Annotated in this window: 20 protein-coding genes; 7 read left to right on the plus strand and 13 right to left on the minus strand. The window is 44.7% G+C overall.

Annotated elements, in window-relative coordinates:
- The first annotated feature begins 9 nt into the window (after positions 1-9).
- A complete protein-coding gene (locus C1X04_RS06240; RefSeq protein ID WP_254682348.1) occupies positions 10-510 on the plus strand; it encodes an alpha-ketoglutarate-dependent dioxygenase AlkB in 501 nt (166 codons plus the stop codon).
- An 8-nt stretch (positions 511-518) separates the two neighbouring features.
- Here C1X04_RS06240 and pdxH read toward each other — a convergent pair whose 3' ends face one another.
- Genes pdxH through C1X04_RS06260 form a run of 4 tightly spaced genes read right to left on the minus strand, consistent with a single transcriptional unit; the run spans position 519 to position 4,394 of the window.
- Complete coding sequence (pdxH, locus tag C1X04_RS06245; RefSeq protein WP_110571666.1) at positions 519-1,160, minus strand: pyridoxamine 5'-phosphate oxidase; 642 nt, start codon at positions 1,158-1,160, stop codon at positions 519-521.
- A gap of 2 nt (positions 1,161-1,162) precedes the next feature.
- Positions 1,163-1,795, minus strand: coding sequence for a 2-polyprenyl-3-methyl-6-methoxy-1,4-benzoquinone monooxygenase (gene coq7 / locus C1X04_RS06250; RefSeq protein ID WP_137169459.1), 633 nt, complete (start codon positions 1,793-1,795; stop codon positions 1,163-1,165).
- A gap of 14 nt (positions 1,796-1,809) precedes the next feature.
- Positions 1,810-2,151, minus strand: coding sequence for a histidine triad nucleotide-binding protein (locus C1X04_RS06255; RefSeq protein ID WP_110571668.1), 342 nt, complete (start codon positions 2,149-2,151; stop codon positions 1,810-1,812).
- A 44-nt stretch (positions 2,152-2,195) separates the two neighbouring features.
- Positions 2,196-4,394: a 7TM diverse intracellular signaling domain-containing protein gene (locus tag C1X04_RS06260; protein ID WP_254682349.1), complete on the minus strand. Its 2,199-nt coding sequence runs from the start codon at positions 4,392-4,394 to the stop codon at positions 2,196-2,198.
- A 151-nt stretch (positions 4,395-4,545) separates the two neighbouring features.
- On the opposite strand from C1X04_RS06260, the gene C1X04_RS06265 reads away from it, so the two are divergent.
- Entirely contained in the window at positions 4,546-4,797 is a 252-nt protein-coding gene (locus C1X04_RS06265; RefSeq protein WP_110571670.1) for a hypothetical protein, read from the plus strand.
- 75 nt (positions 4,798-4,872) lie between these two features.
- On the opposite strand, the gene purD is transcribed toward C1X04_RS06265, so the two are convergent.
- The 9 genes from purD to dsbD form a co-directional block, all read right to left on the minus strand.
- Entirely contained in the window at positions 4,873-6,159 is a 1,287-nt protein-coding gene (gene purD / locus C1X04_RS06270) for a phosphoribosylamine--glycine ligase (protein WP_110571671.1), read from the minus strand.
- Positions 6,160-6,251: 92 nt separating this feature from the next.
- The gene (purH, locus tag C1X04_RS06275; protein WP_137170735.1) at positions 6,252-7,829 is read right to left on the minus strand and encodes a bifunctional phosphoribosylaminoimidazolecarboxamide formyltransferase/IMP cyclohydrolase; all 1,578 of its coding nucleotides are present in this window, start codon (positions 7,827-7,829) and stop codon (positions 6,252-6,254) included.
- An 89-nt stretch (positions 7,830-7,918) separates the two neighbouring features.
- Positions 7,919-8,212: a DNA-binding transcriptional regulator Fis gene (fis, locus tag C1X04_RS06280; protein WP_217495021.1), complete on the minus strand. Its 294-nt coding sequence runs from the start codon at positions 8,210-8,212 to the stop codon at positions 7,919-7,921.
- Positions 8,213-8,316: 104 nt separating this feature from the next.
- On the minus strand, positions 8,317-9,288 hold the full coding sequence (gene dusB / locus C1X04_RS06285) for a tRNA dihydrouridine synthase DusB (protein ID WP_302629528.1): 972 nt from the start codon (positions 9,286-9,288) through the stop codon (positions 8,317-8,319).
- 249 nt (positions 9,289-9,537) lie between these two features.
- The gene (locus C1X04_RS06290) at positions 9,538-10,821 is read right to left on the minus strand and encodes a DUF3426 domain-containing protein (RefSeq protein WP_137169461.1); all 1,284 of its coding nucleotides are present in this window, start codon (positions 10,819-10,821) and stop codon (positions 9,538-9,540) included.
- A gap of 38 nt (positions 10,822-10,859) precedes the next feature.
- Entirely contained in the window at positions 10,860-11,750 is an 891-nt protein-coding gene (prmA, locus tag C1X04_RS06295; protein ID WP_137169462.1) for a 50S ribosomal protein L11 methyltransferase, read from the minus strand.
- A gap of 117 nt (positions 11,751-11,867) precedes the next feature.
- A complete protein-coding gene (gene accC / locus C1X04_RS06300; protein WP_110571676.1) occupies positions 11,868-13,208 on the minus strand; it encodes an acetyl-CoA carboxylase biotin carboxylase subunit in 1,341 nt (446 codons plus the stop codon).
- A 20-nt stretch (positions 13,209-13,228) separates the two neighbouring features.
- Positions 13,229-13,675, minus strand: coding sequence for an acetyl-CoA carboxylase biotin carboxyl carrier protein (accB, locus tag C1X04_RS06305; RefSeq protein WP_110571677.1), 447 nt, complete (start codon positions 13,673-13,675; stop codon positions 13,229-13,231).
- A gap of 246 nt (positions 13,676-13,921) precedes the next feature.
- On the minus strand, positions 13,922-15,748 hold the full coding sequence (dsbD, locus tag C1X04_RS06310) for a protein-disulfide reductase DsbD (RefSeq protein WP_137169463.1): 1,827 nt from the start codon (positions 15,746-15,748) through the stop codon (positions 13,922-13,924).
- An 85-nt stretch (positions 15,749-15,833) separates the two neighbouring features.
- Between dsbD and C1X04_RS06315 the strand changes: the two genes are divergently transcribed.
- From C1X04_RS06315 to C1X04_RS06335, 5 genes are all read left to right on the plus strand, one after another.
- Positions 15,834-16,670, plus strand: coding sequence for a hypothetical protein (locus C1X04_RS06315; RefSeq protein WP_137169464.1), 837 nt, complete (start codon positions 15,834-15,836; stop codon positions 16,668-16,670).
- A 12-nt stretch (positions 16,671-16,682) separates the two neighbouring features.
- A complete protein-coding gene (locus tag C1X04_RS06320; RefSeq protein WP_110571680.1) occupies positions 16,683-17,699 on the plus strand; it encodes a DUF2333 family protein in 1,017 nt (338 codons plus the stop codon).
- Entirely contained in the window at positions 17,686-18,210 is a 525-nt protein-coding gene (locus C1X04_RS06325) for a GNAT family N-acetyltransferase (RefSeq protein WP_254682350.1), read from the plus strand. The genes C1X04_RS06320 and C1X04_RS06325 overlap by 14 nt, the downstream gene beginning before the upstream one ends.
- 615 nt (positions 18,211-18,825) lie before the next feature.
- Positions 18,826-19,113: a type II toxin-antitoxin system RelE/ParE family toxin gene (locus tag C1X04_RS06330; RefSeq protein ID WP_175404909.1), complete on the plus strand. Its 288-nt coding sequence runs from the start codon at positions 18,826-18,828 to the stop codon at positions 19,111-19,113.
- 11 nt (positions 19,114-19,124) lie between these two features.
- Positions 19,125-19,442, plus strand: a complete 318-nt coding sequence (locus C1X04_RS06335) for a HigA family addiction module antitoxin (RefSeq protein ID WP_110571682.1) — start codon at positions 19,125-19,127, stop codon at positions 19,440-19,442.
- Positions 19,443-19,997: the final 555 nt, after the last annotated feature.

Genomic DNA, 19,997 nt, shown 5'->3' on the forward strand with positions numbered 1-19,997 from the left:
CAGGGGCTTATGTCACAGCTGCAGTCTAGAGTGTTTTGGGAAAGAGAAAGTTTAACGATGTTTGGGCGTGAGGTGTCAGTGCCTAGGCAGGTGGCGTTTATTGCCGATGAAGGCGTCTGTTATCGTTATTCTGGTAAAGACCATCTTGGCTCAGGTTGGCCTGATTGGTTATTAGCGATTAAAAAAGAAGCGGAGAGCCTTGCTCAGCAGCCCTTTAATGCAGTCTTGCTGAATTGGTATCAAGACGGTGATGAGTACATGGGGTGGCATGCAGATGACGAGAAAGCCCTAGGGCCAGCGCCGGTAGTGGCTATGCTGAGTCTCGGAGCAACACGTCCGTTTTTATTTCGCTTAAAAGCCAACCACGTGATTAAACATAAGGTGGAATTGGAACATGCGAGCTGGCTAATTATGTCCGCTTCAACACAAGTTCTGTGGCAGCATTCTTTGCCTGTGAGAAAGCGCATCAAAGAGGAGCGAATAAGCTTAACTTTTCGTCTCCTACTTTGACTTTGACATTATGGCGCTTTGCGCGTTATAGCCCATTCGTTGTCAGTGTGCGTGTAGCAAATTCGGTCATGAAGTCGACTTGGTCGGCCTTGCCAAAATTCAATGAATACAGGTTTTAGAACGTAACCGCCCCAATTGTCAGGACAAGGCACTTCTTGATCCATGAAAGCTTGCTCTTCTTGTTTAAAGGCTTGTTGAAGTGCGTCGCGGCTTTCTATTGTGGCGCTTTGCTTTGATGTTCTCGCGGCAAGCTGGCTAGCACGAGGGCGACTTGCAAAGTAGGTCTCTGAAGCCTCTCGTGACACTTTTTCTATGGTACCTTCGATTCGAACCTGGCGAGATAGTGCGGGCCAGAAGAAAGTTATGCAGGCTTTGTTATTTTGAGCGAGCTGTTGGCCTTTTTCACTGTCGTAATTGGTGAAAAAAGAAAAGCCTGCATCATTACGCTGTTTCAGTAGCACGACGCGAGAATGAGGCCAGCCAGCTGAATCAACTGTGCTTAATACCATAGCCGTTGGATCATCAGGGCAGACATCAATGGCTTTTTCTAGCCAAGCATCAAATAAAGCAAGCGGGTCATTTCCGGCTTGTGCTTCTAGAAGATCGTCGAATTGGTAGTCACGACGAATAGAATGAAGGTCTCTGTTCATGATTAAATCCGGTAAGTAGTAGTGGTCATGACTTTGGATACTTGGGTCATGATAGCCATAATCGGTTTTGGAAATTCATAGCCTCCAGCATCCAGTGCCATGGCTTTGTGTTTGGCTTCGTCAATGTGCATTTGCTCTAGTACAGCTTTGCTTTTTTCATCTTGCACAGGCAGAGCGGCCATGTGTTTTTGAAGGTGAACACAAACTTGATCTTCTGTTGCAGCAACAAAGCCCAAGCTTAATTTATCACTGATCAAACCAGCACCTGCACCAATGATAAAAGAGGCACCATAAAATAATGGGTTCAGAATACTTGGTTTACTGCCGAGGTCATAAAGACGCTGTTCACACCATACTAAATGATCAATCTCTTCATCGGCAGCATGCTCCATTTCTTCCCGTACTTCTGGTAGCTTTGCTGTGGTTGCTTGGCCTGCGTAAAGGGCTTGTGCACAGACTTCGCCAGTATGATTAATGCGCATTAGTCCAGAAGAGTGTGTTCTTTCTGCGTGGGTTAGCTCTGTTTCTTCTAGCGTCATGGCAGGAGAAGGGCGAGAGGCATTTGCTGCATGCGGCACCAGAGTTTGAAGTGCTCGGTCAAACTGAAGTACAGCTTTATCTAGAAAAGAGATCATGGTATTTCCTCTTGTTAACCTGGTGGCCATGTCATTGCACGACCGCCCAATACATGCATATGAATATGATAGACGGTTTGCCCACCCATTTCGTTGCAATTCATTGCCACACGATATCCTGCGTCACTGATGCCTTTCTGTTTTGCTATTTTGGCAGCGGTGATTTGCAGTTTGCCAACCACTGAGGCGTCGGCATCAGTAAGATCGTTTAGCGTACTAATATGGCGTTTGGGGATGACTAGAAAATGCGTTGGCGCTTGAGGCATGATGTCCTCAAAAGCGATAACATCATCGTCTTCAAATAGTACGGTTGCCGGGATATCCCCTTTTACTATTTTGCAAAATAAACAGTCCATATTGTCTCCTTTGATGAGTATTATTCAAGGTTGCTGATGTTGCTTCAAGGTGTTTTGCGCAAAGGATTGACCCGTGACAAAGATGTGTTCCTTAATCGATCGCCTTTCTGAATTAGCTTAGACAGTTGTTGCTCAAGTTGATTGTCTAATTCAGCACAGGCTAAGAGTCCATCAAAACCAAGCTTGCGTGCATAGTCTAGGGACATCTTAACATTGTTACTAATCAGCAAACACTGATCTTCGACGCGCATTAAAGGCATCAGTCTTTGTTGTGTGATGTGAGGGATGTGCCCGCCATTATCAAACACTAAAATGATAGATCCCGATTTTCTTTTTTCGGGTTGTTCAAGATGCTCTAATAAATTTTCTAGTGTGGTGACATGTTCTATGCGATTACTGTGGCTTTGTAATATCGATAGTGCTTTTTGTAGGTCGTCATCCAGTTGGCCAAACAAAATAATATTGAAGTGCTGTTGTTGTGATAGGTGATCACTAGTAGTTGGGCGAATATGTATGCTGATTGGCAGTTTGATACTAATACAGCGTTCATTGTCTATGGTCTTCATGCTTCCATCTAAATAGCGAATAAGCAGCAAAATATAATGCAGTCCAAGGTCGAAGCTACTGGGCTCTTGGATTCTAGTTGGAATCGGGCAGCAATTAATTTCTAGTTCTGTTATGCCGTCTCGATTGCTCTCATGGCGAGTGATATCCAGTGTTAAGGTTTGATCCGTAAAGTGTTTGAATTCTTGCACTAGGCTTTCGATCAATTGTTGTAATATCGTGGCGTTTTGCAGCACTTCAACATGATCAGTATTGTGAGTATTTAGCTCGATAAAAGTGCCGTCTTGGTCTAAGCGTTGAATATTATTGTAGGCGCGGTCTATTAATTGATTAAGTGGCTGAGGGTAAGGCTGTGCTGGTGGCGTATTGTCTTTAATGTCGCTTAATAGATCGATTCGCTCAATGATGTTTTTAAGGTTGTTGTTGGCGGTTTGGCTACTCGCTATAAAGGGTTTAACGTCTTTCGATGTTGTGACCTTTTCAAGGTGCGATAATCCGCCACCCAGTATGTTTATATGACGTCGTAAGCGATTTGAAATGTCGGCTAAAAAATCCATCACCTCGGTTTGATTGTATTGGCCTTTGAGTGTGTTCTTTTGGATTAGTGGCGTGGCTTGCACTATCATGCCGGAGAAATGAATCATGGCTTCCAAAATGATCGTGATGGTCATGCCCCATTCAAATAAGACAACGCTCGGGATAATGCCATAGACCGATAAGATCCATATGAAATGCCCTGTTAGTAGAGTAAGTCTGGCGGCCAAATAGTAGCCAGAAAATGGAATGTTTTTAAGAAACGCAATGATGGCATGGACGGTTAAAAGTAATAAAGTGCCTACCACAATGAGAGACAGCACTTTGATGTTTATAACATTTGGTGTCACGCTAAAAATAATGGCAAAGATGCCATTGATAGTGCCCACTGTGATTAAAATTTTATCAATGCTGGGCAGGTGCGCCTTGGTGTTCAGGTACAGCCTGGAGAAAAATACGATCGCGCATAAACAGGCGAGAGACGATAGATTGTACATACGCTCTTGAATATTGCTTTGGTCGGGAAAAAACTGCGCGACCTGGTCATGGATTGAGAGGTGTAAAACCACAATGCCAACCAGCAAAAAGCTATAAATCAAGTACATCGGATGAGATGTCTTGACGTAAAAGAAGATATTGCAAACAAACAGGGTGAACAGAATGCCAATCAACACGCCTGTGATCATCTGCTCTTGTTGTGAATCTTGGCTTATCCTAGATAGGGTTTTAAGCTCAATATCGGCATTGATCGGTAAATGGGAAGAAAGCTTAAGGTACAGGGTAAAAACCGGCGGTGGATTAGCAGGGATCGAAAAAATGTAATGTGGTGCTTTTACCTGCCTGTTGTTATAGGGTCTTGCGCCGCCAAGCTCTACTTGAACCTGCCCTTTAGGTAACGTAGGCAAATAAATGTCTAGATATTGCAGTCTTGGGGAATTAACTTCTAAGAGGACAGGTGTATTGTCGGTTGTTCGTATGGCAACTTCAGTGCGAATCCAGACGTTACCTTCTACCATTCCGAGCTGAAAGTAGTCGCTATGAATGGGGCGGAATTGCTTGGCGTAAGCATCAGATGAAATATCATCAAGAGAAAGTACTTTATTTTTGTCGATAAAATATGAGCCAGTTTGACTGATATTAGCCACATCATGGCTTTCATCTATGATAGCTATGGTGTTAACACCCCATACGGTGTTGGAGATGCAGAGTATAAATAGTAAAATCAGTCGATTAAACAAAATGCTGGCCTAAGCAGATTCAATAAAGGCTATTATTATTAACTAGATAGGGGATCGAATGCTATATCCAATTTTAGTGGAGTATTATGTTTGGTTTAGCATACTGCTTCTAGGTGTCACTTGGTTTGCAAGGCAGAAAAAACCAGCAACACGCACCAACCTCATGTACGGCTACGGAATGATTGCTGCTTTGGGCTTTGTGCTAGGGTTAGATTGGGTTGCAGGGATTATCTTTGGCCTGTTGGTGTTGGAGTTGGGGCGACTGTTTAAAGCTTGGTTAGACAAAAAAGAGTCTCAGCTAAAAAAATAAGTCATACGCCTAAAAAGGTATTAAATGTAAAAAAGGCCTCAACGTGAGGCCTTTTTATTTTGTGCTATAGAGGGATTATTTCTGCTCGCGAGCAATGGCACGATGACCAATGTCGGTGCGGAAATAAACCTTGTCCCAAGACAATGTGTTTACCACATCGTAAGCGGCTGATTGAGCTTGAGCAACGGTATCGCCAAGAGCAACTGCACAAAGAACACGGCCGCCATTAGTAACCACTTGGCCGTCCTTCAATGCAGTACCAGCTTGAAAGACTTTTTGACCTTCAGCAAGCACTGTATCCAAACCAGAAATTACATCGCCTTTCGCGTAATCTGCAGGGTAACCGCCAGCAGCAAGAACAACACCTAAGCTGGCACGAGGGTCCCAGTCTGCTTCGACTGTATCCAGTTTGCCATTAACGGCAGCCAAACACATTTGCGCCAAGTCAGAGCGTAAACGCATCATGATAGGTTGAGTTTCTGGGTCACCGAAACGGCAGTTGTATTCCAATGTTTTTGGTGTGCCGTCAGCGGTAATCATCACGCCAGCGTATAGGAAACCACGGTAACGGTTGCCTTCAGCATTCATGCCTTTTACGGTTGGCATAATAACTTCATTCATAATGCGATCATGAATTTCAGGTGTTACAACAGGGGCAGGAGAGTAGGCACCCATACCGCCAGTGTTTGGGCCTAGGTCGCCATTATCGCGAGCTTTGTGGTCTTGGCTGGTCGCCATAGGTAAAACCGTTTCACCGTCGACCATGCAAATAAAGCTGGCTTCTTCGCCAACTAAGAACTCTTCAATAACAACACGGCTGCCGGCATCGCCAAAAGAGTTGCCTTGCAGCATGTCTTCAACTGCTGCAATGGCTTCCGCTTCTGTTTGAGCCAAGATAACGCCTTTACCAGCGGCCAAGCCATCAGCTTTCACCACAATCGGAGCGCCTTGCTGTTTGATGTAAGCAACAGCAGGTTCGATTTCGGTGAAGTTGCCGTAAGAAGCCGTTGGGATGTTATGGCGAGCCAAGAAGTCTTTGGTGAAGGCTTTAGAGCCTTCTAATTGTGCTGCCGCAGCCGTTGGGCCAAAGATAGCCAAGCCTTCTTTTTCAAATGCATCAACCACACCAATAACCAATGGTGCTTCAGGACCAACAATCGTTAGATCGATGTTTTCTTTTTTGGCGAAAGCAACAAGGTCAGCAATGTCTGTTACGCCAATGTTGACATTTTCTACTTTATTTTCTGATGCTGAGCCTGCGTTGCCGGGAGCAACAAAGACTTTTTCTACTTGATCAGATTCAGCGGTTTTCCATGCTAGAGCATGTTCGCGTCCGCCGTTACCAATGATAAGAACTTTCATTATCTAATCCTTTGTATTACGAGCCAGAGACCGCAGTCTCTGGCGACTATCAAGCTTTGTATTTACTATAAGTGTCGATTGGTGACACTGTCTTAGTGGCGGAAGTGACGCATGCCTGTGAAGACCATCGCCATACCTGCTTCGTCTGCGGCTGCGATAACTTCTTCATCGCGCATAGAGCCGCCTGGCTGAATAACGGCTGTAATGCCTGCTTGTGCAGCGGCATCGATGCCATCACGGAATGGGAAGAAGGCATCAGACGCCATAACAGAGCCAACAACCTCTAAATTTTCGTCTGCTGCTTTAATGCCAGCAATTTTAGCGCTGTAAACACGGCTCATTTGGCCTGCGCCTACACCGATTGTTTGTTCTGCTTTCGCATAAACAATGGCATTAGACTTAACGAATTTAGCGACTTTCCAAGCGAACAATAGGTCTTTTAGCTCAGCTTCGCTAGGTTGGCGCTTAGAAACCACTTTTAAGTCAGCGAGAGTGATGTTGCCATCATCGCGGTCTTGCACCAACAAACCGCCATTAACGCGTTTGTAGTCCAATGCTGCTGGCTTGTCAGTTGACCATTGGCCGCACTCAAGTAGGCGAACGTTTTGTTTGGTAGCGACAATGTCAGAAGCTTCTTTGCTGATGCTTGGGGCAATAATCACTTCAACGAATTGACGATCAACAATGGCTTGGGCTGTTTTTGCATCAAGCTCTTGGTTGAATGCAATGATGCCTCCGAAAGCAGACGTTGGGTCTGTTTGGAAAGCAAGATCATAAGCTTCAAATTGCGTTGCTGCTGTTGCAACGCCACAAGGGTTAGCGTGTTTTACGATAACGCAAGCAGGCTTGTCGAAGCTTTTTACGCACTCAAGTGCTGCATCAGTGTCGGCAATATTGTTGTAAGACAGTGCTTTGCCTTGGATTTGTTTCGCTGTGCTGATAGAGGCTTCTTTCGGGTTTGCCTCAACGTAGAAAGCGGCTTTTTGATGAGGGTTTTCACCATAGCGCATTTCTTCTTGTTTATTGAACTTTAAGTTAAATGTGCGAGCGAAGTTTTCGCTGCCGCCAGGTACTTTTTTACCTAGGAAATTTGCAATAGCGCCATCGTAATGTGATGTGTGCTCAAAGGCTTGAACAGCTAGGTCAAAACGCTGATCGTACGTTAAGCCGCCATCTGCTTTAAGAGAAGCCAAGATGCCTTCGTAGCTAGATGGAGAAACAACAATGGCAACGTCTTTGTGGTTTTTCGCAGCGGAACGAACCATTGTTGGGCCACCAATGTCGATGTTTTCAATAGCCATTGGTAGGTCGCAATCAGGGCGTTCAATCGTCGCTTCAAATGGGTAAAGGTTAACAACCACCATGTCGATTTCTTCGATGCCGTGTTCTTTCATGATGGCGCCGTCGATATCACGACGACCAAGAATGCCACCGTGTACTTTAGGGTGTAGGGTTTTTACGCGGCCATCCATCATTTCAGGGAAGCCCGTGTAGTCAGACACTTCTGTCGCTTTAACGTTGTTGTCCAATAAAAGACGGTAAGTACCACCCGTTGAAAGAATTTCAACGCCTTGAGCTGCTAGTTCGCGTGCAAAGTCGACAATGCCTGTTTTGTCGGAAACACTGATTAACGCTCGTTTGATTGGAGTTACTGTATTTTGATTTGCCATCATGGTTCTCGCGGTTAATTTAACACTAAATAAAACAAGGGGAAGATAAGACGAAAAAAAGGGCGAATTCGCCCTTTTTTTCTTTGTGCTTATAGCATGCCGTATTGCTTCAACTTCTTGCGAAGTGTGCCTCGGTTTAATCCAAGGATGGTGGATGCTTTGGTTTGGTTATCCTTTGTGTAGCTCATGACAGACTCTAGCAAAGGCGCCTCAACCTCGGCTAAGACTAACTGATATAAGTCTGTTATTGGCTGCCCATCGAGATGAGCGAAATAGTTTTGTAGGGCTTTTTCAACATTGTCACGTAGGGTTTGTGACTGCTCTGAAGAAGCGGCTTGAAACGTATGTGTATGAGTTTGTTCTACCACAGAATGACCTTCTATTTTTTAAAGCTAACCATTTATTAATGTGTGTTGATCATCGTAGAGAAGAGTGATCCAACTCGTCTTTCAGATGATCGTAGCATTAATGTGTAAGGTTCGTTTGCCTATTGGCAAACAAAGAACTCTTCCAATTTATCAAGTTGTTCTTGCGTATTATCAATACGGTTAAACAAGCTGCGAAATTGTGTTTTATCCGCTAACGTTTGCAAGTACCAACCAACGTGTTTGCGAGCAATACGCACGCCTAAATAGTCACCGTAAAACTGGTGCAAAGCGCCAACGTGGTTAATAACAAGCTGCCTCACCTCAGATAAAGATGGAGGTGCTAACAATTCATTTGTTTGTAAATAATGGTTTATTTCTCGAAAAATCCATGGTCTTCCTTGAGCGGCTCGACCAATCATTATGCCGTCCGCTTGGGTGTAATCTTTCACAAATTTTGCAGTCTGTGCGTCTTTGATATCCCCATTGGCAAAAATAGGGATGCTCAAATGATGTTTGATCTCTGCAATTGTGTCGTATTCAACTTGTCCTTGGAATTTACATTCCCGTGTTCGTCCATGAATGGCTAATGCTTGAATGCCAATATCTTCGGCCATTTTTGCTATAGCAAGACCGTTCTTCTGATCGAGACTCCATCCAGTACGGATTTTCAGAGTGACTGGAACAGAAACACTATTTACAACCGATTCCAGTATTTCACGAACCAAGGTTTCATCTTTTAGTAATGCAGAGCCAGCGGCTTTGTTGCACACTTTTTTCGCAGGGCAACCCATGTTGATATCAATGATTTGTGCGCCTAGCTCGACATTTTGTTGAGCTGCTTCAGCCATCATTACTGGGTCGCCACCTGCGATCTGAACGGATCTTGGTGAGACTTCTGCGTCGTGTATTAGACGATGGCGGCTTTTAGTCGAGTTCCACAGGCGAACATCAGAAGTAACCATTTCTGATACGACCAAGCCTGCACCTTGGTCATGGCAAAGGCGGCGAAAAGGCAAATCTGTAACTCCCGCCATAGGGGCTAGAATGACAGGTTTGTCTACGCAATATGGGCCAATTGCAAATGCCATGATGTTCCTGAATACTGGATTGAATGTTAAAGATCGTCGACAGTGTCGAGCGGGCGTGAATAATACCTAGGCAATCGTCATTTTTGAAGTCTTGACAGCATAAAAACTGACTATTTTTTGTTCTTTTTTTGACCTTAGTGGCAAATCAACGAAAAGAGCGCTTTGTACCGAGCTACAAGCATGGCCAAGACGAGGAAAAAAACACGAAAGCCAAATAACTGCATTAGTGCAGCAATGCAAAACTCTGAAAAATTAGTACGAGCGAGTGTTGGCTGGGAACGCCCTAAGCTGATGGGTGACAGCACGAGCACCTGGGTCTTGGATTGGAATAACTAAATGGATTGGGGTGCTTGGTGGCATATAGGTAATGTCTAAGAAGTCTTTGTGTAAATAATCATTTGGTGCAAAGAGTCTCGCAGCAACAGGAAGGCCATTTAAGTCGAAAAATTCCAGAGCAATTTTCGGCATAGGTTGTGAAAAATCACTGGTGTTGGTGATGATGGCATTCACCAGCAAGGTGTTCGGAATGGTCGGGTGACTTTGTATTCTAACATGCTGGATGGAGATGGCGCTGACGTCTTCAAAACCAGGTAGTACACAGCCAGTATACGAACATAAGGTTCGGTACAGTGATCTGAAATTGGACGAGCGGCTGCCTTCATCAAAAAAATGCATCGCCACTTGGGCTGATAATAAGGCCGCGCCAAATAAAGTGGCGAAAAACCATAGCCAAGGGTGAGATTTCTTCTTACGAGTCGTCTCTTCGGCATCGCCTAATAACGGCGCCAAACTTTGCTGGGCAGAAAGTTGTTCTAAAATAGAGTGTTGGTTTTTGATGTCGGATGGTCGTGTTTGCTCGGCGGCAGACTGAGCCAGCGAGTGCAGTGCGACCATGTAATCAGGCTCGATATGTGGTTCTGCTATTTTAGCTTCTGTTTTTGTCGTTTCTGTTTTTGCTGAAGGCGCGGTGCTTTTAGGTGTTGGCTTCTTAGTATCAATCGTATTAGAGGTCGATTTAAGTGCGGCCTCAACTTCTGCTAATTCGACTTCCCATGGCGCAGGTTCATCAGTCTTCGGTGTTGTCTCTTTGGTGGTGCTGGCTTCTACCGCTGATTTTTCGGGCGTGGTCGTGGTTTTTTGCTCTTTCTCTTTACGAGAGGGTTCTGCTTTATGACCAAGAGGGTAAAGGTCTTCGTCATCGAACAGAGTGTGTAGCCAATCTGGGTTGACGATGTCGTCAGCTGGCGTGAATTGTTCTTGGTTGGGGTAGCTCTGATTGTATGGCGATACTGGCGGAGGTGGTAAATCCGATTTTTCTGAGCTATTCGCTAGCGCTGTTTCTTTTACTTGGGCTTTGCTTTCTTGCTTAACTTCACGCTTTTGTGTTTTCTCGGCTTGCTGTAGACCGTTACCGGCCTCGAAGATATGAAAGCATTGCCCACATCGTACTTTCCCCTTGGCCATGCTTAATACCTCGTCGGTGACACGAAATGCAGTAGAACATTTGGGGCATCGAGTGATAAAGCTATTGGCCATGAGGTGTGTTTTCCTATTTAAGCGTTACTAAATGGGGGTTATGCGTTTTTGGTTGCCACAATACGAACCCATTCTTCCTTTTCAGTGATGTCGTCTATCGTAAACCATTCTTGATAGGCTTCAATGACTTCTTTAGCTTGGTTGGCAAGAATGCCGGATAACGCTAATTGTCCGTTCGTCTTAACCAGCGCTGAAATGGTTGGGGCAAGGTGGGCAAGTGGGCCTGCCAAAATATTGGCTACCACAATATCCGCTTGTAGGTCAGACTCATACGGTGGCAACTTGACTTCAATTCTACTTGGGTCAATGTTGTTGCGTTCAGCATTGGCTTGCGTGGCTTGAACGGCTTGTGGGTCTATGTCTATTCCCACCATGTTAGTAGCGCCAAGCAACAAACCTGCAATGCCTAGGATGCCAGAGCCACAACCATAGTCGATAATGGTTTTGTCTTGGCAGTCAATGCTGTCTAACCATTGTAAGCAAAGAGCCGTTGTAGGGTGTGTTCCTGTACCAAATGCCAAGCCAGGGTCCAACATAAGCGTTACCGCTTTTGGATCTGGGACTTCTCTCCAGCTAGGGCAAACCCAGAGGCGTTCGCCAAATTGGATTGGGTGGTAACTGTCCATCCATTCGCGTTCCCAGTCTTTGTCTTCCAGAATCTCTATTTTCATATCGATGTCGGATTCATTGATAGAGGCGGCTTTATGCTCAATCACAGGGCGAATATGTTCAATGTCTGCGTCAGCTTCAAATAAGCCCGTGACTTTGGTGTTTTTCCATAATGGTGCGGTGTTCAGGTCTGGTTCGTAAACCGGATCATCGTGAACGTCTTCAAAGGTAACAACCAAAGCACCGCAGTCAAGAAGCGTGTCTTCAAAGGCTGGGACATGATCGGGAGTAGTATGGATGCGTATTTGAAGCCAAGGCATAAAGTGGAGTCCAACAATAAATAAACAGGAATAGAATAGCGAAGCTTGGGGCGAGTGGCGAGTGGAAAATGATTGTCCCTAGTGATTTAGTCATCACTAGGGACAAAACTGCGGTCTTTATAGACCGAGTTTTTTCTCCAAATAATGGATGTTAACGCCGCCAGCAATGAAGTTAGCATCATTGACTAGGTCTTTTTGTAGCTCTATGTTGGTTTTAATACCATCGATGAATGTTTCATCTAGAGCGCCAGAAAGGCGTTTTAACGCAGCTGTACGATCTGGTGCATGACAAATGATTTTAGCAATCATTGAGTCATACGTTGGTGGTACTGAGTAGCCACTGTACAGGTGAGAGTCAACACGAACACCCATACCGCCTGGTGCATGGAAATATTCCACTTTACCTGGGCAAGGCATGAAGGTTTTAGAGTCTTCTGCGTTGATACGAGATTCAACCGCGTGGCCATTTAGCTTGATGTCTTCTTGTTTCAAAGACAGTGGCAAGCCGCTCGCGATGCGAAGTTGTTCTTTAACGATATCTACGCCTGTAACCATTTCAGTAACAGGGTGCTCTACTTGAACACGAGTGTTCATTTCGATGAAGTAGAAATTGCCATCTTCGTATAGGAATTCAAACGTACCCGCGCCGCGGTAGTTGATCTTGATACAAGCATCAACACAGGCTTTCAAACAAGCTTGACGAGATTCTTCGTTTAGCATTGGTGCTGGTGCTTCTTCCAATACTTTTTGGTGACGACGTTGCAAAGAGCAGTCGCGATCGTATAGGTGAACCGCGTTACCTTGACCGTCAGCTAGCACCTGAACTTCTACGTGACGTGGGTTTTGTAGGAATTTCTCCATATAAACCGTGCTGTCGCCGAAGTACGAGCCTGCTTCTGATTGTGTAATACTGATCGATTTTAATAGGCTGCCTTCGTTGTGAACAACGCGCATACCACGACCACCACCGCCAGCGGCAGCTTTTACAATCACAGGGAAGCCGATTTCATTTGCAATGCGTATGCATTCTTCAGGATCGGATGGTACAGGGCCGTTTGAGCCTGGAACCGTTGGTACGCCAGCTTCTTTCATCGCTTTGATAGCTGATACTTTATCGCCCATTAGACGAATTGTTTCAGCTTTAGGGCCGATGAAAGTAAAGCCAGAACGCTCAACTTGCTCTGCAAAGTCTGCATTTTCCGCAAGGAAGCCGTAGCCTGGGTGGATCGCTGAAGTATCTGTTAATTCTGCAGCGCTAATGATCGCTGGAATGTTCAAATAACTTTGAGCAGATGGGTTTGGCCCAATGCAGATAGATTCGTCTGCAAGACGCACATGTAATAAGTCACGGTCAATTTTAGAGTGAACCGCAACGGTTTTGATACCGAGCTCTTTACACGCACGTAGAATACGTAGCGCGATTTCGCCTCGGTTAGCAATCAATACCTTATCGAGCATGATGGAACCTTTGCGTTGGATTAAATGATAGTAATAAGAGGCTGGTCAAATTCAACTGGCTCGCCATCTTCAACAAGGATTGCGCCAATTGTGCCAGATTTATCGGCTTCAATTTGGTTCATCATTTTCATTGCTTCAACGATACAGATTGTATCGCCAACGTTAACTTTTTGGCCTACTTCGACGAAAGGTTTAGCGCCTGGGGCAGAAGACTTGTAGTAAGTGCCGACCATAGGAGAGTTTACAGTGTGGCCAGTAATAGCAGCTGGGGCTTCTGGCGCAGCAGTAGAAGCTGCAGCTGGTGCCGCAGGAGCAGCAGCCATCATTGGAGCGGGCATCATAGGTGCTTGAACCGGAGCACCACCACGACTAATACGAACCGCTTCTTCGCCTTCTTTGATTTCAATCTCGTAGACGTTTGATTCTTCCAAAAGCTCGATTAGTTTTTTGATTTTACGAATGTCCATGGTTACTCTCTTCTGTCTGAAATTAATGGTTCAGTGATTGTGTGATCCACTGATTATTATAAATTTGTAAATAGCTCGCTTTATACAGCAAGCAGGCTTTTATAAAAAATGGCTAATTAAAAAGCTTGTAACGCGAAATTATCGGTAAAAAGCTGGATATTGTCCAGTTATGCGGTAAAAAAACCAAAAAATGTTTGTATTGTATGTTTTTTGAACCGTGGTAAACCTCGCCTTGTGATGCTTTGTTTATTCTGTCAAAGCGGCATCTAAACGGTTGATTAATAAGGGCTTTGATGGCTCTCCCATAATGGTCAATGTTTTCCGTTCGTTTCCTAGGGCATCTAAGAAAACCAAGGAAGGTGGTCCGTAAAGATTAAATTTTTTCATCAGAGCTTGGTTGTCAGCGGAATTTTCGGTGACATCAACTCGTACCAATTGAACATGATCAAGCCTAGATAAAACATCAGGCGAAGCAAACATCTCTTCTAGAACTCTACAGCTGATACACCAATCAGCATAAAGATCCAAGACAATGGGTCGTGGGTCTTGATTAGCGACAATGTTATTCAGTTCATCCAGACTGGTAATGGTCGCGTCAAACAATACTGCTTCTTCTGACTGGTTGGAGGTGGTAGAGAACTTTTTCAAGGGTTGTAATGGCGAGTAACTGCCACTGGCCCCGCCAATAAATTCAATGCAACCCACCAAAAATAAGGTTAATGCTAAGAACCAGCGCACTGGATGAGATGCCACTCGATAAGCACGATGAATGAAGTAGCCGCTCATACCTAGGAATAGCAAAGCCCAAAGATACAAATGGCTAGCTATCGGTAACCAGCGGGTGATTAACCAAACGGCCATGGCGAGTAAGCCAAAGCCCATCATAACTTTAATATCGTGCAGCCATTCCCCACTCTTAGGTAAAACTTTAGGCCCAAACAGGCCCACCAATAACAGCGGCAATCCCATGCCTAGAGCCATGACAAACAATATTGTTGCTCCATACCAAGCGTTGCCTTGGCTGCTGATGTAAAGCAAAGCGCCTGCTAGAGGTGCGGACACACAAGGAGAAACAATCAAGGTGGCTAACACACCCGCCAGAAAAATGCTGCCAGTGGACTTCCATACCGATGTGGTTGTTTGCCCTGACATCTGAAGGCGGTGTTGCCATGCGCTTGGTAAACGGATTTCGTAAACGCCAAACATGGCTAAAGCCAACAAGACAAAAACAACGGCACTCATTATTAATAGAATAGGGTTTTGTAACTGCGCTTGGATATTAAATTGTAGGCCGAAAATACCAACGAGAGCCCCAATAGCGGCATAAGTAAGCGCCATAGCGAAAACATAAATTAAACTGTAGTAAAAGGCGCCTAATTTGGAGTTACGTGTGCCAACCACAATGGCGCTGACGATGGGAACCATAGGCAACACGCAAGGTGTAAAAGATAAGAGTAGCCCAAGTGCAAACACCGCAAGTAGCGTTGCCCAAGTATTATCAGAGCCAAGTAGTTTGTTAATAGACAATGCGTCTGAAAAAACGGGTTGGGGGAGGTTTGCTGTACTGCTGGCTGCCTTATTGGTTATCGATTTAGTCTTGGGGGGCTCCGCATACTCAGCGCTCATTTCAGGTACAGTAAATTGAATTGGCATATTTTGTGGTGCGTAACATAAGCCTTTGTCGGCACAGCCTTGGTAGGTTAAAACAGCGTTAACTTGTGTTCCTGCGGGCAGTGTTATGTCGTAATAAATAGGCAGAGTAAATTGATCTCGGTAAACGATTACGTCACCATAATAGTCATCGTGCTTTGCTTCACCGGCAGGAAAAGGGGAAAAGTGTAGTTTATCTGCGTGTTGACCAGACAAACTGAACTGTTCTTGATATAAATAGTAACCGTCAGCAATCTGCCATTTCGCTGTAAATTTGCCATCTTTAGGTGCTGATACTGACAGTTGAAAGGCTTGGTCGACGGGTAAAAAAGTAGGCTTTGAAAAAGCGGATGTTGCCCCAAATGTAAAAGCCTGAGTCACACTGTTAAACGTCAGTAATAGCAAGAAAACAAATAGGCGCATAAATTTACAATCTAATTTCACTAGGGTAAAGGTGAGGGTGTAGACTATCAATCAGCCTTTACGTTGCCAATCTCAAGGGGAAACATTGAGTAAAAATCGTATCTTAATTCTCATTCTTGTGCTTTTCATGACAGGTTGCCAGCAAAATGTGAAATCATCTGCTGAAAATGCGCCAACGTCAGAAAAAGAGCAAGAGAATGTGGCCGTTACTTCAGAGAACACTGACACCAAAAGCACGGTTCAGGATGTCACCACAGAATCGTCAACCACGACGAAAGCGGTAAAAAGTTTAACAGCGGCCGAGAAACTAACACAGCAGCTAATCCAAAAAGGACAAGCCGCCTTAGCCGCGGAACGTTTGTTAACGCCAGTAGAAGACAACGCTAACCTGTATTTTCAGGCAGTGCTTGGTCGGGATCCCGGTAATTACCAAGCAATACAAGGCATCTCCGCCATTGTGGACATCTACACGCAATGGGCTTGGGAATCTGCCTTGCGCGGTGAATACGCAAGCGCCTCGCGTTATATCGATTCAGCTAGGTCGGTGAATCCAGAAGACCCCGTCATTGAAGAAATGGTCTCGCGTATTAGTGATTTGCAAAAAAAGCGTGCGCAAGTGGCAAAGATGAGTAAAAGCCAAGCTAAACAGTCGTCATCGGAGGCAGCACCAAAAGCGCCCAATGAAGATCAATATTTATTGCCAAAAACACTTTTTAGCATGACGGATGACGAGATAATCTCCCTTATTCAGCCTATTATAGATAAAGTAGCGCAAGCTGATCGGCCGATTGCTATTCACTGGCCAAATGACAAAGAGGCGCGATTGATTTATCAGATAATTAACAGTCGAGTAACAGAATTTCGTGTACGTGCGATGATTTATCACCGTGCGGATTACATGGTCGAATTACAACAAGATTAAGGTAGGTCAATAATGTCATGGTTAACGAATAAGTTTCGGGGCTTAACGTCCATCATCAACTTTTCAAACATGGGGAAAGCCATAGCGGCCGCCCTTGTCGTGATCGCCATACTGCTGAGTTTTTTAGGTATGTACTGGAGTAGTGAGCCGGATCAATTTGATGTTGTGGCAACAGCCAAAGAAAAAGCCGCAGCGCAAGGCTATTTAAACAACAGTAAAAAGTTAGTGACTGGGTATACCACAGCCAGCACCTTACACAGCATTATCGAAACCTTGCTGGATAAACCAGGTGGCTTTATCAGTAACGATATCATGCCGCCGGGTGTCTTTATGGACAACATGCCTGCATGGGAATTTGGGGCATTAGTGCAGTCTCGTGACTTGGCGCGCGCGTTTCGTAAAGAATTTAGCCGTTCGCAATCTCAGTCAACTGAAGACGTGAACCTAAAGATTGCTGAACCGCAATTTAACTTTGATACCAGAAGCTGGGCGTTGCCTTCTAGTGAAAGCGAATACCGCCGTGGTAACAAAGAGTTAATGCAATATCTAGATCGCCTCGCAGGGCCAAGCAACAACAAAGCACAATTCTATGCACGTGCAGACAACCTTGCCGATTGGTTATCGGACGTTAGCACTCGCCTTGGTAGCTTGTCTCAGCGTTTGTCTGCGAGCGTGATAGACGACAAGCCACAACTCGAATCAGAAGAAAATGATCGTTACGTTCGCACGCCTTGGTCAAAGGTTGACGATGTGTTTTATGAAGCTCGTGGTACAAGCTGGGCGCTTATTCACATACTTCGAGCGATCGAAGTGGACTTCGTCTTCGTACTGCAAGACAAAAATGCCTTGGTAAGCCTGCGTCAGATCATTCGTGAGTTAGAGGCTACTCAAGCTAATATTTGGTCTCCATTCATCTTAAACGGCAGTGGCTTTGGTGTGCTTGCAAACCATTCATTGGTTATGGCGTCTTATATCTCTCGCGCTAATACCGCCATCATCGACTTGCGTCGCCTGCTTGAACAAGGCTAGCTCTGTCGAGTCACCAAACAAAAGCAGTGGTATTCGTCTAGCAACCCTAGACGATGCCCCTGCCATCTTACGTATTTTTCAGCACTGCGATCTATTTGCGACTAAAGGTCGCAGACAGCAGCATGTTAACCTCATTGATGTTATGGATTGGATCGACAGCATCACAGAGGCTCACCCAATGCTGGTCTGCGAAAAGCACGGCGACGTGATTGCCTGGTGCTCAATCGAACCTTTCTACGGACTTCCCGCATTTGATGCAGCCAGCGAAATTAGCCTCTACGTCAACCCAGAAGAGCAGGGTAAAGGCGTCGGCACACAACTTATCCAACACCTCGAAATGCTAAGAGCGGAACTCGGCTTCAACCACCTGATTGCCTATATCTACGCGAGTAATGTGGAAAGCCAAGGCTTCTTCAAACGCCAAGGGTTTGAACAGTGGGGACTGCTTCCCAATATTGCCCAGAGTGAGGGCGTCAAAGAAAACGTACTGCTTTTTGGAAGAGAGTTTTAGCTTTCTTATTCCCTCCCCTTTATGTCTTCCAAGGGGAGGGCTAGGGTGGGGTTATTCTCTGTTTTTGATTCCATTTAAACGTTTTGTTTCCCCAACCTTTATCCGTTGCTTAAACTCCATAAAGTCGCGCAACTTCGTCGCGTCGAACTGACTTCTTAGTAGATAATCGTCTGCAAAATTATACCCGATACCCTAATGCCAGTCGTAGGGCGCGCCTTTAGGCCGACAATTCGCTGATTATGACGGTACATACAGCCTATTTTTTTAAATAAACGCATTTTTGCGCGTTTAGCCCTTTTAAATAAACCCGTTGTGCGTGTTTTGTACTGGTAGAAAGTAAAAAAGTTTCCTAATCCTCGTACCAATTTTTGAACTGATTGCAGAGGTTCTTCCTTTAATGGCTCCGCAAACGCACTTTAAATTTAGTTCAGTCATCTGGCTAAGCCTCCTTACTTGATTGAAGGGCATTATTTAAAGTGTAGCAGCGTATAAAGGGACAGACTTTTTTAATTAGGTGTGAGTCCTTTAGCCTAACGAGACTGATTTTTTTGGTGGTTGTGCATAGCAATGCTGTGCGATATGATTTGTATATTGATGCACAGTAAGGAAGTGCGAATGTCATTAGAATTTAAACATAAATGGTTAGAATTATTTTACGAAGAAGACCAGCGTCACAGGTTGATACCTAAGAATATTGAAAATGCTCTATATAGGAAGTTGGAAATTTTAGATGCGGCACTGACAGAGTCTGATTTACGGATTCCTCCAGGTAATCGATTTGAGCATTTAGACGGTAATCTGCAAGGCTGGTGTTCAATTCGAATCAATAAACAATACCGCTTAATTTTTCAGTGGGTCCAAGGAACTGCTCTAAACACTTATCTTGACCCGCACAAATATTGAGGTGCCAACAAATGCGTAAAACAAAACGTCGACCAGTTAGCGTTGGTGAAATGCTTAAAATTGAGTTTCTTGAACCAATGAACATTACCTCCAAAGCACTGGCTGATGCTATGGGAGTACATCGTAATACCGTCAGCAGTCTTATCAACGGTGGTGTGCTAACCGCGCCAATCGCTATAAAACTAGCGGCTGCCTTTGGTAATACACCTGAATTTTGGTTAAACATACAACATGCTGTCGATCTTTGGGATACACGAAACCGTTATCAAGAAGAAGCCAAACTGGTTAAGCCTTTGGTGGTGGGTAAGAAAGAAGAATTGCATGCATAACAAGTTATACATTTATCCCTTATATCTAGTTTTTTAGCCCTTGGTATGAAAAGTGTGATTTGTTAATCCAGAAGGTCAGTTTAACTACTCAGTCTTCGTTTGTTTACGGCCAACAGCTTTGATAACTGCTATATCAATAGGCTTAATTTCTCTACTTATCCTGCTGTTCAGTCATAGTGATGATTTTTTGATACATGCCCATAATGGCTGCTTCCAGTAAAGTAGGGTATGGCAATATCAAACTGCTTGATAGACTTGAACCTAGATCAGTACAGTGATTGTTGTTGGGGGTGGAATGTAACGCTTGTGTGAGTGATAAAGCCAATTCCTTGATTTTACTGGGTTACAGAGATTGGTGGCTTGTTAACTGGTGTTCAAGGGCGTCAAAAAGAACGTACTTCTTTTTGGAAGAGAGTTTTAGCTTTCTTATTCCCTCCCCTTATGTCTTCCAAGGGGAGGGCTAGGGTGGGGTTATTCTCTGTTTTTGATTCCATTTAAACGCTTTGTTTCCCCAACCTTTATTCCGCTCTGCTGAGCGGGTAACTTTTGTCTAGC

This window comes from Marinomonas sp. FW-1, from assembly GCF_005222245.1.
GTDB lineage: Bacteria > Pseudomonadota > Gammaproteobacteria > Pseudomonadales > Marinomonadaceae > Marinomonas > Marinomonas alcarazii.